Below are 13,661 nucleotides of genomic sequence, written 5' to 3'. Positions count from 1 at the left end.
CGCCGAATTCTGCAAGGGGCGTGCCATGCGGCACGGCCTCAGCCGAGCCACTCCTCCAGCGCGCCCGTCAGCACGGCGAGGCCGGCGCCGAAATCGGCCATGTCCATCGCCTCGCGCGGGTTGTGGCTGCCATGGTCGTTGCGCAGGAACAGCATGGCGGAGGGGATGCCGAGCCCGGCGAAGGTGGCGCAGTCATGCCCGGCGCCGGAGGCCATGCGGCCGAGCGGAATGCCGGCGCGCTCGCCCGCGCGGCGCAGCGCCGCCTGCAGGCCGGCATCCATCCGCGCGGGCGCGGCATGGGTGCCGGCGCCGAAGTCGAAGCGCACGCCGCGCTCCGCCTCCAGCGCCGCCGCCTCGCTGCGCAGCCAGGCGTCCACGGCGCCGAGCAGCGCGGCATCCTCGCTGCGGATGTCGAGGCTGAAGCGGAAATGGCCGGGAATCTTGGTGGTGGCATGCACCGAAGGGTCGGTGGAGAGGATGCCGGCGGTGCAGACCAGGTCGGCGCCCGAGGCCTCCAGCTCCGCCCAGCGGCGGTCGAGCGCCGCGATCAGTGCCACGCCCGCCAGGGCGGCGTCGCGGCGCTGGGCGCGGGGCACGGCGCCGGCATGGGCGTGCTCGCCCGTCACCGTCACCGCCGGGTAGCGCCGGCTGCCGCGAATGCCGGTGACGATGGCGGCCGGCAGCCCCTGCGCCACCAGCGCCGGCCCCTGCTCGATATGCGGCTCGATGAAGCAGGCAACGCGCCGTGGATCGAGCAGGGCGCGGCCGGCGCGGATCGGGGCGGGGTCGAAGCCCTCGGCGGCCATGTGCTCGGCCAGGGTGCTGCCGGTGTCGCCGCGGCGGAGCGTGTCCGGCGCTTCGGGCGGCAGCAGGCCGAACAGGGCGCGGCTGCCGAGGTAGTGCGCCGGGAACCAGCACATTTCCTCGGCACGGATGCCAAGGATGAGCAGATCACGGGCAGATTTCAGCCCTCTGCGCGCCCGGTGGGCAGCGGCCGCCAGCCCCATCACCACGCCGGCGGCGCCATCGAAATTGCCGCCATGCGGCACACTGTCGAGATGCGAACCGATCACCACGGCGGGCAGGGCGGGGTCCCGCCCCGGCAGGGTCATGCGCAGCGTGCCGATGGCGTCCACCGCCACGCGCAGCCCGGCGGCGCGGGCGGCCTCGGCCAGCAGGGCATGGGCCGCGCGCTCAGCGGGGCCGTAGGAGGCGCGGGTGACGCCCGGCTCGTCGCGCGAGGCGGCGCGCAGCCGGTCGAACAGGGAGGCGGCCAGGTCCAGCGCGGGCCGCAGCTCCGGCGCCAGGGCAGGGAGGGAGGAGGCGGTCATGCCCGGCCTCCCAGCAGGCGGCATGCCAAGGGGCTGGCCCCGCGCTTGCCAGGGGCGCGGCAGACTCTCGGAGGGAAGGAACCCGGCATGACGCGCGACCTCATCGGCTATGGCGGCGAATGGCCCGATCTGCGCTGGCCCAATGGCGCGCGGCTGGCGGTCTCGGTGGTGGTGAACCTGGAGGAGGGGGCCGAGCAGCAGGTGGGCGATGGCGACCCGCAATCGGAGCGGATGGGCGAGGTGCTGAGCGTGGTGCCGCCCGGGGTGCGGGACATGGGGCAGGAGCAGATCTTCGCCTACGGCACCCGCGCGGGTCTGTGGCGGATGCTGGAGGCGCTGGACCGCCACGCCATCCCCGCCACCTTCCTGATGTGCGGCCGCGCCGTGCAGCGCGCGCCCGCTTTGGCCGGCGCCGTGGCGGCGGCGGGGCACGAGGCCGCCGTGCATGGCTGGCTGTGGCGCCCGCATGCCGACTACACCAGCCGAGAGGCCGAGGCCGCCGACCTCGCCCGCTGCGCCGAGACCATCGGCGCCGCCACGGGGCAGCGGCCGGAGGGCTTCTTCTGCCGTGGCGCGGAAAGCGCCTGGACGCGCGGCCTGCTGGAGGAGCAGGGCTTCACCTACACCTCCAACGCCTTCGACGACGACCTGCCCTACCGCGACCCGGCGCATCCCGGCTTGGTGGTGGTGCCCTACGCGCTGGATACCAACGACATGAAGTTCTTCCACCCCAACGGCTTCGTCCGCGCCGGCGAGATGGTGGAGTATGTGTCGGACGCGCTGGACGTGCTGCTGGCCGAGGCGGAGCGTGGCCGGCCGCGCCTGCTGAACATCGGCTATCACCTGCGCATCGCCGGCCGCCCCGGCCGCTTCCGCGCCTTCGAGGGCGTGCTGGAACGACTGGCCGCGCTGCGGGACCGCCTCTGGCTCGCCCGGCGCGCCGAGATCGCCCGCGCCTTCGCCGTGGCCGTGCCGGCCGGAGGCTGAGCGGCTGGCCGATCAAGAAAAGGATGGCGGCCCGGCGGAATGCCGCCCGGCGGATTTCGTTCCGGCTGAAGCCGCGTTAGCCTGCCCCCGGCCCCGTCAGGAGGCCCAAGATGCCAAGGGCAGGAAACGCATGAACCAGTTCACCACTTCGCGCCGCGCGGCCTTCGCCGTGGGCATGACGGGCCTTGCCGCCGGGCTGGCAGGCCCGGCCCTGGCGCAACCGTCCACGCAGCCATCCGGCACCCCGCCGCACCCGCATCGCGGCCCGATGCGCCCCCGCCCGCCCGGCGGGCCGGACCTGATCCGCGGCTTCTCGCGGGAGCGGCTGGCGCGCATGGAGCGGGCCTTCGCCGACGAGGCGGAGCGCGGCTCCTTCGCCGGCTGCGTGGCGCTGGTGGCGCGCGAGGGCGAGATCATCCACCACGAGGCCTATGGCCACCAGGATGCGGCGCGGACGACGCCGATGCCGCGCGACGCCATCTTCCTCCAGGCCTCGATGACCAAGCCGATGACCTCGGCGGCGGCGATGATGCTGGTGGAAGAGGGGAGGATGAAGCTCAGCGACCCCATCACCCGCTGGATGCCGGAACTGGCCAACCTGAAGGTGGAGCGCCGCCGCGACGGCCAGCCGCCCGAGGAGGTGGCGCTGGAGCGGCCGATCACGGTGCAGGACCTGCTGCGTCACACCTCCGGCTTCGCCTATTCCAACGCCGTGCCCTCGGAGCGCATCCGCGACGCCTACCGGGAGCAGAACATCGAGGCCGGGCGCGAGGCCATCACCGGCGACGAGATGCTGCGCCGGCTGGGCGGCATCCCGCTCGCCTTCCAGCCGGGCACGATGTTCTTCTACTCCATCTCCACCGACGTACTGGGGCTGCTGATCGAGCGCGTGGCCGGGCAGCGGCTGGACCGGCTGCTGCAGGAGCGACTCATCGGCCCCCTCGGCATGCGCGACACGGCCTGGTTCGTCGAGCCCGGCAAGCGCGGGCGGCTGGCGGAATCCCCCACCACCGACCCGCAGACCGAGCCGATGTGGCGCGCCTACCGCATCCTGGAGGACGATGCGGGGCGTTCCTACCTGAAGGGCGGCGCCGGGCTGGTCTCCACCGCGGCGGACTACTTCCGCTTCGCGCAGATGATCGCCAATGGCGGGCATTTCGAGGGGCGGCGCTACCTGGCGGCGCCGGTGGTGAACTACATGCTCTCCAACCACATCCAGGGCATGGGCGGATCGCCCACCGCCTCCACCGGGCCGGGCTACGGCTTCGGGCTGGGCTTTGCGGTGCGGTTGCAGGACGGGCTCGGCGTGGCGCCCGGCAGCAGGGGCGACGCGATGTGGGCCGGTGCCTGGGGCACCTCCTTCACCATCGACCGGGCGGAGGGGCTGGTCGGCATCCTGATGGCGCAAGGCCCGAGCGCGCGCGGGCAGACCCGCATGCTGTTCAAGAACCTCGTCTATGGCGCCATGGTGGAGAGCCGCCGCGCCTGAGCAGGCGCGGCATCCCGCCCCGGCAGCGATGCCGGGCGGGGGCCCGGCTCAGCGGCGGGCCTTGCTCTTCTGCAGCTCGCGCTCGATCGAGGATTTCTCGCTGGAGCCCGAGCGGCGGATGATCTCGCGGATGATGGCGGGCGAGACCCGGTGCCGCTTCGCCAGGGAGGCAATCTCCTGCTCCAGCCTGGCTTCGGCCTCGGGGTCCTGGACCGCCGCTTTCTGAGGATTTGGCGGCACGACACGTCTTTCCTGGTTCTGGGCCGCGGGCGGCGCGGGCTTCAGCCCGGCATCGCGGCGCTGCCGCGGATCTGGCTTTCGCGCACCACGCGCTCATGGCCGTCGCGGAGGTTGCGGACGCGGTATTCGCGGTCTGTGGCATCGTTGGGCAGTTGCCGCAGCACCGTGTAGGTGCCGCGCGGCGCCGAGCCGTCGAAGCGGCCGGGCACGAATTCGACGCTCTGGCCGATGGTGAAGCCGTGAGGGGGCATGCGGAACTCCTGGGCGGGCCGGCGAAGGGTCACGCGAGCCAGATGGGAGCGGCAGGCCGGCGGCCCGCGCGCGGCATGGCCCTCAGCGGCTCCCACAATGCTTCCGGAGGCCGGAACAGGCCCGGCCTCCGCTGCCATTGCGCGGGCATGCGCCCGCGCCTCTTCCAGGCCGACGTTGCCCCGAAAGGCAGCCCCGGCGGGGAGGATCAGGCCATCTTGAGGTTGGTGGCCGAGGTCTTGCCCTGCTGGCCGCGCTGCAGGTCGTACTCGATCTTGTCGCCCTCACGCGGCTCGCGCAGGCCCGAGCGCTGCACGTCGGAGATGTGCAGGAAGACATCCTTGCTGCCGTCATCCGGCTGGATGAAGCCAAAGCCCTTGGTCGCGTTGAACCACTTGACGGTGCCGGTGGACATGATGGTGTTCCGTTCATGAATGAGAACCGCTCCGCAAAACCGCAGAACGGATCAAGCTGCGAGGGGAAACGGACACCAGGCTCGGCGCTCAAGCATGAGCAAGGAGAACAGGCCGAACCAAACGAGTTTGACGGTTAACATATGGACGCTTGAACCGCTTTCCGCAAGCATCGATGGCGGAATTGTCGAAGCGCAGGCGCCCTCTGCGGCGCGCGGCCCGGCCCGCGCCGCGTCGCGCCGGAACGGGCCTTTCCTTGCCGGACGGCTAGAACGCCAGCGTCATCTGCTCCGCCGCGCCGTCCCGCTCGCCGCCCAGCGCGGAGAGGGTGACGCCCAGCAGACGGATGCCACGCGGCGGCGGCAGCACCCCGCCCAGCAGCTGCGTGGCGATGCCCTCCAGCTCCGCCAGGCTGCCGACCGGCAGGGCGGAGGACTGGCTGCGGGTGATCTGGCGGAAGTCGCTGAACTTCACCTTCAGCGTCACGGTGCGGCCCTGCAGGCTGTGGCGCGCCACATGCTCCCACACCTTGGCGGTGAGCGGGCGCAGCGCCTCGCGCAGGGCGGCGAACTCGGCGAGGTCCTGGCTGAAGGTGGTCTCGGCGCCGACCGACTTGCGCAGCCGGTGCGCCTGCACCGGGCGGTGGTCCTCGCCACGCGCGATGGCGTGGTAGAAGGCGCCGGCCTTGCCGAACTCGGCCTGCAGCGCCGCCAAGCTCTGCTGCCGCAGGTCGAGCCCCGTCTGGATGCCGAGGCGGTTCATCCGCGCCGCCGTCTTCGGCCCGATGCCGTGGAAGCGGCCCACGGGCAGGTCCTCCACGAAGCCCGGCCCCATGCGCGGGGTGATGACGAACAGCCCGTCCGGCTTGCGGTGGTCGGAGGCGAGCTTGGCCAGGAACTTGTTGTAGGAAACGCCGGCCGAGGCGGTGAGGCCTGTGCGCTCGCGGATGGCGGCGCGGATGCGCTGCGCGATCTCGGTGGCCGAGGCGATGCCCTGCAGGTTCTCCGTCACGTCGAGATAGGCCTCGTCGAGCGAGAGCGGCTCGATCTGCGGCGTGTGCTCGGCGAAGACGGCGCGGATCTGCTCGGAGACGGCGCGGTAGACCTCGAAGCGCGGGCGGACAAAGACGAGGTCGGGGCAGAGCCGCCGCGCGGTGAGCGACGGCATGGCCGAGCGCACGCCGAAGCGTCGCGCCTCGTAGCTGGCCGCCGCCACCACGCCGCGCGCGCTGGAGCCGCCCACCGCCACGGGCAGGCCGCGCAGCGCCGGGTCGTCGCGCTGCTCGACCGAGGCGTAGAAGGCATCCATGTCCACATGGATGATCTTGCGCACGGGCACGGGCACCGGCGCGGGCGGGGCCGCTTCCCGCGTCACGGCGCGCGGCGCGTGGCGGTGGGCGGCAGAGAGGGCAGCGGCGCCGCCGCGATGGCCGCCAGCATGCCGTCCTCCACCGGGCCGGAGAGCAAGGTGGCGGCGGGGAAAGCCGGGAACAGGGCGTCGGTGACGTCGCGCATGAGCGCAGGAAGGTAGGAGATTTCATGGTCATGGTCACGCGCGGCCGCCCGCCGCGCCCGGCTCGCACACGCGGCGGGACGCGCCATGGCCGGGCTGTTCGGCGGCCCCCTCGGCGCCGCGGCCTCGGCGGCCAGCGCCATGAGCGGCGGCTTCCTGCCCTGCGGGCGGCCGAGGGCCGGCAGAGAGGAGGGGAATTGCCAGCACGCGCATTCTCCGGTCTCCTGGCCGGCGCCTGAGGCTGAGGAGGACCGAGTGACCGTGAGCAAGCGCATCCTGCTGGGCATGCTGACCCCCTCCTCCAACACCGTGCTGGAGCCGGTGACGCAGGCGATGGTGGCGGCGCTGCCGGAGGTCTCGGCGCATTTCGGCCGCTTCCGGGTGACCGAGATCGCCCTCTCCGACCAGGCGCTGGGCCAGTTCGACGATAGCGAGATCCTGCGCGCCGCCGAATTGCTGGCGGATGCGAAGGTGGATGTGATCGCCTGGAACGGCACCTCCTCCGGCTGGCTCGGCTTCGAGGCGGATGAGCGGCTCTGCCGCCGCATCACCGAGGCCACCGGCATTCCCGCCACCACCTCGATGCTGGCGCTGAACGAGATCCTCGCCCGCACCGGCGTGCGGCAGCTCGGGCTGGTGACGCCCTATCTGGATGATGTCCAGGCGCGCATCGTCGGGAACTACGCGGCGCTCGGCTTTCCCTGCGCGGCCGAGCGGCATCTCGGCCTGCGCGACAATTTCTCCTTCTCCGAGGTCTCCGCCGCCACGCTGCACGGCATGGTGCGGGAGGTGGCGGCGGCGGGGCCGGACGCCATTGCCGTGGTCTGCACCAACCTGCGCGCCGCACCCCTGGTGGCGGCGCTCGAGGCGGAGACCGGCCTGCCGGTCTACGACACCATCGCGACCGTGGTGTGGAAGAGCCTCCTCATGGCCGGCGCCGACCCCGGCCGGGTGCAGGGCTGGGGCGGGCTGTTCCAGGCGCTGCGGGGCTGAGCCGGGCTCAGAGCCGCCGCGCCAGCGCCATGCCCGCCAGCATGGCCGGCAGGAAGGCCAGCGTGCCCGGCGCGCCGAGGCCGAGCGAGGCCAGCGCCGGGCCGGGGCAGAAGCCGCCCAGCCCCCAGCCGATGCCGAACAGCGCCGCGCCGAGCAAAAGGCGCCCATCCACCGCGCGGCGGGTGGGAAGCTGGAAGGCTTCGGCCAGCAGCGGCCGGGGTCGCCGCAGCACCAGCCGGTAGCCCAGCGCCGTGGTCAGCACCGCGCCCGCCATGACGAAGGCCAGCGAAGGGTCCCAGGCGCCGCCGAGGTCGAGGAAGTTCAGCACCTTCGCCGGGTCGGCCATGCCGGAGACCAGCAGGCCCAGGCCGAACAGCAGCCCGAGGCCGAGATTGACCAGGAAGGACATGGGCTCAGCTCCCGAGGCCGTGCCGCATCAGCGCGACGGTGAGGAATCCGGTGATCATGAAGGTCAGCACCGCCGCAAGGGAGCGTGGCGAGAACCGGGCCAGCCCGCACACCCCGTGCCCCGAGGTGCAGCCATGGCCGAGCACCGCGCCGAACCCCACCAGCAGCCCGGCGAGCGCCATCAGCGGCAGGTTGCCCGGCACGCTCTGGGCGGGGGCGTCGCCGGTGGCCAGCCAGGCCGCCAGCGGTGCCGCCACCAGCCCGAGCACGAAGCCGAGCCGGCCCTTCCAGGCGGCGTCCGGCCAGGGTGGCAACAGCCGGCTGGCGATGCCGCTGATGCCGGCGATGCGGCCTTCCAGCGCCATCATGCCCACGGCGGCGAGGCCGATCAGCACGCCGCCCAGCAGGGCGGACCAGGGGGTGAACGCGGTCATGGGGCAGGCGCCTCCGGGACGCAGAACAGCTGGTGCAGGGTGGCGATGAAGGTCTCGGTCCGCGCATCGGCCAGGCGATAGAACACCGCCTTGCCCTCGCGGCGGGTGGCGACCAGCCCGGCCTCGCGCAGTGCGGCGAGCTGCTGCGACAGGCCGGGCTGGCGGATGCCGAGCAGCGCCTCCAGCCCGCTGACGGGCTGCTCCCCTTCCACCAGGGCGCAGGCGATCATCAGCCGGTCCGGATGCGCGAAGAGCTTCAGGAAGGCGGCGGCCTCGGCCGAGCGGGCCTGCATCTCGGCGGTGGTGAGGGAAAGGCCGCCCGCCATCTCAGCGCCGCGTCCCGGCCGGCGGGGCGGTGGACAGGCCCAGCAGGGGATAGGCCGGGCAGTGGCGGAGCAGGCCCGTGGCCAGCGGCACCAGGCCGATCAGCCCGAGCCAGCGGGCATTCCCCTCCATCCAGAAGGGCAGGGAGAGCAGGGCGAGGCCGAGGACGATGCGCAACGCGCGGTCGAGGCCGCCGACATTGGGAGTCATGCGAGGAGTCCTTCTGGGTGCCAGGCGGGAATGCCGCATGGCGGCTGCATCTACGGGCGAAGCCTAGCTTCAATTACGTAAAAACGAAATAGAAAAATTGCAACTGAAGTAAGGTTGCCCTGTTCCGCCGAGGGGCCGCATTGCCGTGGCGGGCTGGCCTGCCTATCAGGCGCGGCGGCGAAACCGGCTTCAGCACGGCGGCGTTGCTGGGCGCGGGCGGGCAGCAGGGGAGAGACGCGATGGTTCAGGCCCGGCCATGGCTGCGGCGCGTCCGGCTGGCCCTGGCGCTGCTGCTCGGCGCGGCGGCGCTGGCGGCCGCCGTGGCGGGGGTGTTCTGGGTGCAGGCGCGCGAGGGGCAGCTCAGCGAGGCACCGCCGCGCCGCTCCAGCACCCTTGCCCTGCCGGAGCGCGAGAGCCGCATGGTGCTGCGCCTGCGCGTGCCCTTTGCCCTGCTTCGCCAGGCGGCGCAGGAGGCGGTGCCGGGCAGCTTCACCCTGCGCAGCGGGCCCGAGGCCTCCACCCGCCACGAGGTCACCATCCGCCGCGTCGGCGAGATCGGCCTCTCGGCCGCCGGGGAGCGGCTGCGGGTGACGGTGCCGCTGGCCGTGGAGGGCACCGTGAGGCTGGGCGGCGCGCTTGCCGAGCTGCTCTCCCTCGGCCGCAAGAACATCGACGCCGCGGCCGAGGTGCAGGCCGACCTCGGCCTGACGCTGGACGATGGCTGGTGCCCCGCCTGGAGCGTGGCGGTGCAGTACCGCTGGCTGCGCCTGCCGAGGCTGGAGGTGATCGGCGGCGTCTGGGTCGGCATCGAGCAGCAGGTGCGGGCGCAGGTGGAAGCCGCGCTGCGCGACCTTCCGGCGCAGCTGGCCGCGCTGCTGCCCTGCCGGGCGGTGCGCGAGCAGGCACTGGCGCTGTGGCAGCCGCGCAGCCTGACGGTGCAGCTCCCCGCCGCCCCGCCGCTGCACCTGACGGTGCGGCCGCAATCCATCGGCCTCTCGGAGATCACCGTGGCGCCCGGCGATCTCAGCGTGATGCTCGGCCTGCGCGCCACCACCGCCATGGCCTCCCGCCGCCCGCCGGAGGCGCCGCCCAGCTTCCTGCCGCCGCTGCACGCCCTGCCCGAGCGCTGGCAGGAGCGGGACGGGCGGCTGCGCGTCGCCATCCCCGTCCGCGCCGGCTACGACATGATCCGCGACTGGCTGATGCGCGAGTTCGGCGGGCGGGACATCCCCTTCGAGACGCCGCTCGGGCCGGTGCGGCTGCGGGTGCGGGAGATCTTCCTCTACCCCAGCGCCCCGGCGCTGGCGGCGGCCGTCACCTTCGACGCCAGCCTGCCCGGCCTGCTGCCCGACACCACGGGGCGGGTGGTGTTCTACGCCCGGCCGGTGCTGAGCCAGGGCGGCACGCGCGTCGGGATCGAGGAGCTGCGCTTCGCGCGCGACCTGGACAGCCGGCTCTGGTCGCTGGCGACGCTGGTCTTCGAGCAGCAGATCCGGGCGTGGCTGGAGGGCATCGCCGTCTATGATTTGCGCGAGGTGATGCAGGGCGCGCTCCAGGCGCTGCGAGACCTGGCCGCCGACCCGGCCAACACCGGCGGGCTGCGCCTGACGCTGACGCGCCCCAGCCTGAAGCTGGAGCGCCTGGTGCCGGAGCTGGATGCGCTCACCGTGCTGGGCAGCGCCGAGGCGGGGGTGGAGGCGGAGCTGACCGCCCTGCCGCTGCCCTAGCCGACATAGCCGAAGGCCACCGCCGGGCTGGCGGCGGTCTCCACCCAGACGCTTTTGGTCTGTGTATAGGCCGCCAGGGCCTCCCGCCCCGAGGAGCGGCCATAGCCGCTGCGGCCGAAGCCGCCGAAGGGCGAGGCGACGTTGATGGTCTTGTAGCTGTTGACCCAGAAGGTGCCGGCCCGCACCGCCGCCGCCACCCGGTGGGCGCGGCCCACATCCTGCGTCCACACCGCGCCGGCCAGGCCGTAGGGGGTGGCGTTGGCCAGGGCCACGGCCTCCTCCTCCGTGTCGAAGGGCAGCACCGCCAGCACGGGGCCGAACACCTCCTCCCGCGCGATCAGCGCCCCGGGCGCCACGCCGTCCAGGATGGTGGGCGCGTAGTAGAAGCCGCCCGTGCCGCGCAGCGCCTCCGGGCAGCCGCCGCCCGTGGCGAGGCGCGCCCCTGCATCCGCCGCCGCCCGCACCATGCCGGCGATGCGGTCGAGCTGCCGGCGGTTGTTGATCGGGCCGATCTGCGTCGCCGGATCGGTGGGGGCGCCGAAGGGGATGCGCGCGGCAGCATGGGCCAGCCGCTCCACCACCGTGCCGTGCACGGCGCGCTGCACCAGCAGGCGGGAGCCCGCCACGCAGCTCTGCCCCGCGCCGCCGAACACCGCCGCCTGGGCGCCGAGGATGGCGCGGTCCAGATCCGCGTCGGCGAAGACGATGTTGGCCGACTTGCCGCCCAGCTCCAGCACGCTGGGCACGATGTTGCGCGCGGCCTCGGCGGCGATGCGCGCCCCCGCCTCGGCCGAGCCCACGAACACCACCAGCCGCGTTTCGGGATGCGCCACGGCGGCGGCGCCGGTGCTCGGCCCCGCGCCGGCCAGCACGCTGACGAGGCCGCGCGGGATGCCCTCCGCCCGGTGGCACAGCGCGGCAAGGGCGAGGGAGGTGAGCGGCGTCAGCTCCGAGGGCTTCAGCACCACCGCGTTGCCGGCGCAGAGGGCGGGGGCGACCTGCCAGCCGGCGGTGAAGAGCGGCGCGTTCCAGGGCGTGATCTGCACCACCGTGCCGAGCGGCTCGTGCCGGGTGTAGTTCAGGTGGCTGCTGGGGACGGGGATGACGTCGCCATGCAGCTTGTCCGCCCAGCCGGCGTAGTATTCGAACATCTCGGCCACCTTGGCCACCTCGCCGCGCGTGTCGCGGATCGGCTTGCCGGCGGAGAGCGTCTCGATCCGGGCCAGCGCCTCGGCCTCGGCGCGCACCAGCCGCGCCACCTCCCACAGGGCGCGGCCGCGCGCGGCGGCACTCATGCCCCACCAGGCGCGCTGCGCCGGGCGGGCGGCGTCCATCGCCGCCTGCACCACGGCGGCGCCGGCATCGGCGTAGTCCAGCAGGGGCAGGCCGTCGGCCGGGTTCACCAGGGTGAGCCGCTCGCCGCCGCCGGGCAGGATCTCGCCGGCCACGAAGCTGCCCACCGCGCCTTCGGGCAGGAAGCGTTGCAGCAGCGGTGCCAGGGCGGCGGCGTCCGGGGAAAGGCGGGTCTCAGCCATGCGGGGCCTCCTCGGCGGCGCGGTAATCGGCCATGCGGGTGAAGTCGGCGGCGTCGGGCAGGGTGGGGGCCGCCGCCTCCCACAGGCGGCGGACCTCGGCGGCCAGCGGCAGGTCGAGACCCACCGCTTCGGCCAGCTCGGCGGCGAGGCGCACATCCTTGCGCATCAGCCCGGCGGTGAAGCCGCTGTCGAAGCCGCCGGGCAGCACCCAGCGCGGCACCATCACCTCGGTGGCCGCGCTGCGGCCCGTGGCGGCGTTGATCACGGCCAGCGCCTCGGCGGCCGGCAGCCCGGCGGCCTCGGAGAGGCGCAGCGCCTCCCGCGCCGTCACCAGATGCGCCGCCACCAGCATGTTGTTCACCAGCTTGGCGATGTTGCCCGCGCCCGAGGCGCCGACATGCACCACCCGCGCCGCCATCGCCTCCAGCACCGGGCGCACCGCGGCGAGATCCCCGGCCGTGCCGCCCACCATCATCGTCAGGCTGCCGGCGGCCGCGCCGGCGGGGCCGCCGCTGACCGGCGCGTCCAGCAGCCCGTGCCCCGCCGCCTCCAGCCGCGCGGCGAGGCGGCGGGTGGTGACGGGGTCGGAGGTGGAGGTGTCGATCAGCACCACCCGCCGCCCCGGGCGCGCCAGCAGCCCGCCCGGCGCGGTGGCCACCGCCTCCACGTCGCGCGCATAGGGCAGGGAGAAGACCAGCGCGTCGGCCTGGGACAGCACCTCCTGCTGCGCCGCCGCGACCGCGATGCCGGCCGCGCGGGCGGCCTCCTGCCGTGCCAGGCTGATGTCGTGGCCCAGCACGGCGAAGCCGGCGCGCAGCAGGCTCGATGCCATGCCGAAGCCCATCTGCCCCAGCCCGACCACGCCGATGGTGGAGAGTTCCATGCCTGCCTTCCCCTGCGGTTGGGCGCAGGGTGGCGGCGGGCCGGCATCGCAACAAGACGCAGTTTCCGAACGAGGCGTTGCCGTTCCGGCAACGCTCCTCCTGGTTCAGCCGGTGGCCGCGCGGTGCGGCGCCTCCGGTGTCTCCAGCGTCTGCGCCGGCAGGCCGAAGCGCCCGAGGCCCGGCAGCTTGATGGCCGGCCGCCGCAGGTCGAGCCCCGCCACGGCGCCGAGCAGGTTCAGCTCGATCCCCTCCACCCAGCCGAGGGTCAGCCCCGCATAGCCGGCGAGCGAAAGGGTGAACCCGGTGCCCGAGCCGGTGGGCCGCAGCCAACGCCCGTTCCAGGGGTAGTCCTTGCCGATGGCGGTGGGCGGCAGCACGATGCCGAGCCCCGGCACGGCGCCCATCACGGCGGCGACGAAGGTGTTGGAGTTGGGTCCCGGCCAGGCGCGGTAGTCGCCGCGCTCGCGCCAGGCGTAGCTGGCGATGGCATCGCGCAGCGCCGGGATCATCGCCGCCGCCTCCGCCCCGTCGAGGGCGAAGACCGTCTCCGGCGCGTGGCCGAACCAGCGGCCATCGGCCTCGAAGCCATTCATGCGGATCGGCTCGCCCCAGGCGGTGTAGTCGTAGCGGGTGTAGGCGGCGGCGCCTTCCGGCTTGAAGACGATCCAGCAATGGGTGGCGAAGATGCCGCGCCAGCGCACCGTCTGCGCGGCGAAGACGCGGACCAGGGCAGGCCGGTGCGCCGCGGCGGGCGGCAGCAGCCCGGCGCTGGAACGGTCGGCGATGCGCCAGCCGGCGCCGCTGCCGCTGTTGAAGTAGAGCCCCGCCGAGATGGCCAGCGGCAGCAGGTAGGCGAGGGCGAAGAACCAGAGGAAGAGGCGGAGGAGGGTCATGCACGGTCCCTGGCGGGGGGCGGCGCCGGCGG

Annotated in this window: 17 protein-coding genes; 4 read left to right on the top strand and 13 right to left on the bottom strand. The window is 73.8% G+C overall.

The window, feature by feature from the left end:
* Positions 1 to 38 precede the first annotated feature (38 nt).
* On the bottom strand, positions 39 to 1,331 hold the full coding sequence (locus ACFOY6_RS03190; protein ID WP_379648904.1) for a Zn-dependent hydrolase: 1,293 nt from the start codon (positions 1,329 to 1,331) through the stop codon (positions 39 to 41).
* Positions 1,332 to 1,418: 87 nt separating this feature from the next.
* On the opposite strand from ACFOY6_RS03190, the gene ACFOY6_RS03185 reads away from it, so the two are divergent.
* Both ACFOY6_RS03185 and ACFOY6_RS03180 read left to right on the top strand, forming a co-directional pair.
* Positions 1,419 to 2,318, top strand: a complete 900-nt coding sequence (locus tag ACFOY6_RS03185) for a polysaccharide deacetylase family protein (protein ID WP_379641269.1) — start codon at positions 1,419 to 1,421, stop codon at positions 2,316 to 2,318.
* A gap of 130 nt (positions 2,319 to 2,448) precedes the next feature.
* Positions 2,449 to 3,807 carry a serine hydrolase domain-containing protein gene (locus tag ACFOY6_RS03180; RefSeq protein WP_379648902.1) on the top strand — a complete coding sequence of 453 codons (1,359 nt, stop codon included), beginning with the start codon at positions 2,449 to 2,451 and terminating at the stop codon, positions 3,805 to 3,807.
* A gap of 48 nt (positions 3,808 to 3,855) precedes the next feature.
* Here ACFOY6_RS03180 and ACFOY6_RS03175 read toward each other — a convergent pair whose 3' ends face one another.
* From ACFOY6_RS03175 to ACFOY6_RS03155, 5 genes are all read right to left on the bottom strand, one after another.
* Positions 3,856 to 4,047: a hypothetical protein gene (locus ACFOY6_RS03175; RefSeq protein WP_109517570.1), complete on the bottom strand. Its 192-nt coding sequence runs from the start codon at positions 4,045 to 4,047 to the stop codon at positions 3,856 to 3,858.
* Positions 4,048 to 4,088: 41 nt separating this feature from the next.
* The gene (locus ACFOY6_RS03170) at positions 4,089 to 4,298 is read right to left on the bottom strand and encodes a hypothetical protein (protein WP_109517569.1); all 210 of its coding nucleotides are present in this window, start codon (positions 4,296 to 4,298) and stop codon (positions 4,089 to 4,091) included.
* Between the two features lie 206 nt (positions 4,299 to 4,504).
* Positions 4,505 to 4,711, bottom strand: coding sequence for a cold-shock protein (locus tag ACFOY6_RS03165; protein ID WP_109517568.1), 207 nt, complete (start codon positions 4,709 to 4,711; stop codon positions 4,505 to 4,507).
* A 265-nt stretch (positions 4,712 to 4,976) separates the two neighbouring features.
* Positions 4,977 to 6,017 (bottom strand): DNA polymerase IV, encoded by a 1,041-nt coding sequence (gene dinB / locus ACFOY6_RS03160; RefSeq protein WP_379641508.1) that lies wholly within the window; start codon positions 6,015 to 6,017, stop codon positions 4,977 to 4,979.
* A 62-nt stretch (positions 6,018 to 6,079) separates the two neighbouring features.
* Positions 6,080 to 6,364 (bottom strand): hypothetical protein, encoded by a 285-nt coding sequence (locus ACFOY6_RS03155; protein ID WP_379648900.1) that lies wholly within the window; start codon positions 6,362 to 6,364, stop codon positions 6,080 to 6,082.
* A gap of 112 nt (positions 6,365 to 6,476) precedes the next feature.
* Here ACFOY6_RS03155 and ACFOY6_RS03150 point away from each other — a divergent pair, with 112 nt between their 5' ends.
* Positions 6,477 to 7,214, top strand: coding sequence for a maleate cis-trans isomerase family protein (locus tag ACFOY6_RS03150; RefSeq protein WP_379648898.1), 738 nt, complete (start codon positions 6,477 to 6,479; stop codon positions 7,212 to 7,214).
* Between the two features lie 7 nt (positions 7,215 to 7,221).
* Here ACFOY6_RS03150 and ACFOY6_RS03145 read toward each other — a convergent pair whose 3' ends face one another.
* Genes ACFOY6_RS03145 through ACFOY6_RS03130 form a run of 4 tightly spaced genes read right to left on the bottom strand, consistent with a single transcriptional unit; the run spans position 7,222 to position 8,590 of the window.
* Entirely contained in the window at positions 7,222 to 7,623 is a 402-nt protein-coding gene (locus tag ACFOY6_RS03145; protein WP_379648896.1) for a DUF6691 family protein, read from the bottom strand.
* A 4-nt stretch (positions 7,624 to 7,627) separates the two neighbouring features.
* Positions 7,628 to 8,056, bottom strand: a complete 429-nt coding sequence (locus ACFOY6_RS03140) for a YeeE/YedE family protein (protein WP_379641250.1) — start codon at positions 8,054 to 8,056, stop codon at positions 7,628 to 7,630.
* Positions 8,053 to 8,382, bottom strand: coding sequence for a metalloregulator ArsR/SmtB family transcription factor (locus ACFOY6_RS03135; protein ID WP_379641248.1), 330 nt, complete (start codon positions 8,380 to 8,382; stop codon positions 8,053 to 8,055). The genes ACFOY6_RS03140 and ACFOY6_RS03135 overlap by 4 nt, the downstream gene beginning before the upstream one ends.
* Position 8,383: 1 nt before the next feature.
* Positions 8,384 to 8,590 (bottom strand): YgaP family membrane protein, encoded by a 207-nt coding sequence (locus ACFOY6_RS03130; protein WP_109517564.1) that lies wholly within the window; start codon positions 8,588 to 8,590, stop codon positions 8,384 to 8,386.
* Positions 8,591 to 8,829: 239 nt separating this feature from the next.
* On the opposite strand from ACFOY6_RS03130, the gene ACFOY6_RS03125 reads away from it, so the two are divergent.
* Complete coding sequence (locus ACFOY6_RS03125; RefSeq protein WP_379648894.1) at positions 8,830 to 10,317, top strand: DUF4403 family protein; 1,488 nt, start codon at positions 8,830 to 8,832, stop codon at positions 10,315 to 10,317.
* Here ACFOY6_RS03125 and ACFOY6_RS03120 read toward each other — a convergent pair.
* The 3 genes from ACFOY6_RS03120 to ACFOY6_RS03110 all read right to left on the bottom strand — a co-directional run bounded on the left by ACFOY6_RS03120 (position 10,314) and on the right by ACFOY6_RS03110 (position 13,629).
* Entirely contained in the window at positions 10,314 to 11,852 is a 1,539-nt protein-coding gene (locus ACFOY6_RS03120) for an aldehyde dehydrogenase family protein (RefSeq protein ID WP_379648892.1), read from the bottom strand. The genes ACFOY6_RS03125 and ACFOY6_RS03120 overlap by 4 nt on opposite strands.
* Entirely contained in the window at positions 11,845 to 12,735 is an 891-nt protein-coding gene (locus tag ACFOY6_RS03115; RefSeq protein WP_379641243.1) for an NAD(P)-dependent oxidoreductase, read from the bottom strand. Before ACFOY6_RS03115 ends, ACFOY6_RS03120 begins: the two co-directional genes overlap by 8 nt.
* 105 nt (positions 12,736 to 12,840) lie before the next feature.
* Positions 12,841 to 13,629: a DUF3750 domain-containing protein gene (locus ACFOY6_RS03110; protein WP_379648890.1), complete on the bottom strand. Its 789-nt coding sequence runs from the start codon at positions 13,627 to 13,629 to the stop codon at positions 12,841 to 12,843.
* Positions 13,630 to 13,661: the final 32 nt, after the last annotated feature.

The organism is Teichococcus aestuarii, assembly GCF_042651065.1.
GTDB lineage: Bacteria > Pseudomonadota > Alphaproteobacteria > Acetobacterales > Acetobacteraceae > Pseudoroseomonas > Pseudoroseomonas aestuarii.
Note: the sequence above shows the minus strand (reverse complement) of the source record. Positions and strands in the feature narration are given on the sequence as shown.

Coding starts and splice junctions, on each gene's coding strand:
- ACFOY6_RS03190 (WP_379648904.1), bottom strand. CDS start 1,331: ATGACCGCCTCCTCCCTCCCTGCCCTGGCGCCGGAGCTGCGGCCCGCG.
- ACFOY6_RS03185 (WP_379641269.1), top strand. CDS start 1,419: ATGACGCGCGACCTCATCGGCTATGGCGGCGAATGGCCCGATCTGCGC.
- ACFOY6_RS03180 (WP_379648902.1), top strand. CDS start 2,449: ATGAACCAGTTCACCACTTCGCGCCGCGCGGCCTTCGCCGTGGGCATG.
- ACFOY6_RS03170 (WP_109517569.1), bottom strand. CDS start 4,298: ATGCCCCCTCACGGCTTCACCATCGGCCAGAGCGTCGAATTCGTGCCC.
- ACFOY6_RS03165 (WP_109517568.1), bottom strand. CDS start 4,711: ATGTCCACCGGCACCGTCAAGTGGTTCAACGCGACCAAGGGCTTTGGC.
- dinB (WP_379641508.1), bottom strand. CDS start 6,017: ATGGATGCCTTCTACGCCTCGGTCGAGCAGCGCGACGACCCGGCGCTG.
- ACFOY6_RS03155 (WP_379648900.1), bottom strand. CDS start 6,364: ATGGCGCTGGCCGCCGAGGCCGCGGCGCCGAGGGGGCCGCCGAACAGC.
- ACFOY6_RS03145 (WP_379648896.1), bottom strand. CDS start 7,623: ATGTCCTTCCTGGTCAATCTCGGCCTCGGGCTGCTGTTCGGCCTGGGC.
- ACFOY6_RS03140 (WP_379641250.1), bottom strand. CDS start 8,056: ATGACCGCGTTCACCCCCTGGTCCGCCCTGCTGGGCGGCGTGCTGATC.
- ACFOY6_RS03135 (WP_379641248.1), bottom strand. CDS start 8,382: ATGGCGGGCGGCCTTTCCCTCACCACCGCCGAGATGCAGGCCCGCTCG.
- ACFOY6_RS03130 (WP_109517564.1), bottom strand. CDS start 8,590: ATGACTCCCAATGTCGGCGGCCTCGACCGCGCGTTGCGCATCGTCCTC.
- ACFOY6_RS03125 (WP_379648894.1), top strand. CDS start 8,830: ATGGTTCAGGCCCGGCCATGGCTGCGGCGCGTCCGGCTGGCCCTGGCG.
- ACFOY6_RS03120 (WP_379648892.1), bottom strand. CDS start 11,852: ATGGCTGAGACCCGCCTTTCCCCGGACGCCGCCGCCCTGGCACCGCTG.
- ACFOY6_RS03115 (WP_379641243.1), bottom strand. CDS start 12,735: ATGGAACTCTCCACCATCGGCGTGGTCGGGCTGGGGCAGATGGGCTTC.
- ACFOY6_RS03110 (WP_379648890.1), bottom strand. CDS start 13,629: ATGACCCTCCTCCGCCTCTTCCTCTGGTTCTTCGCCCTCGCCTACCTG.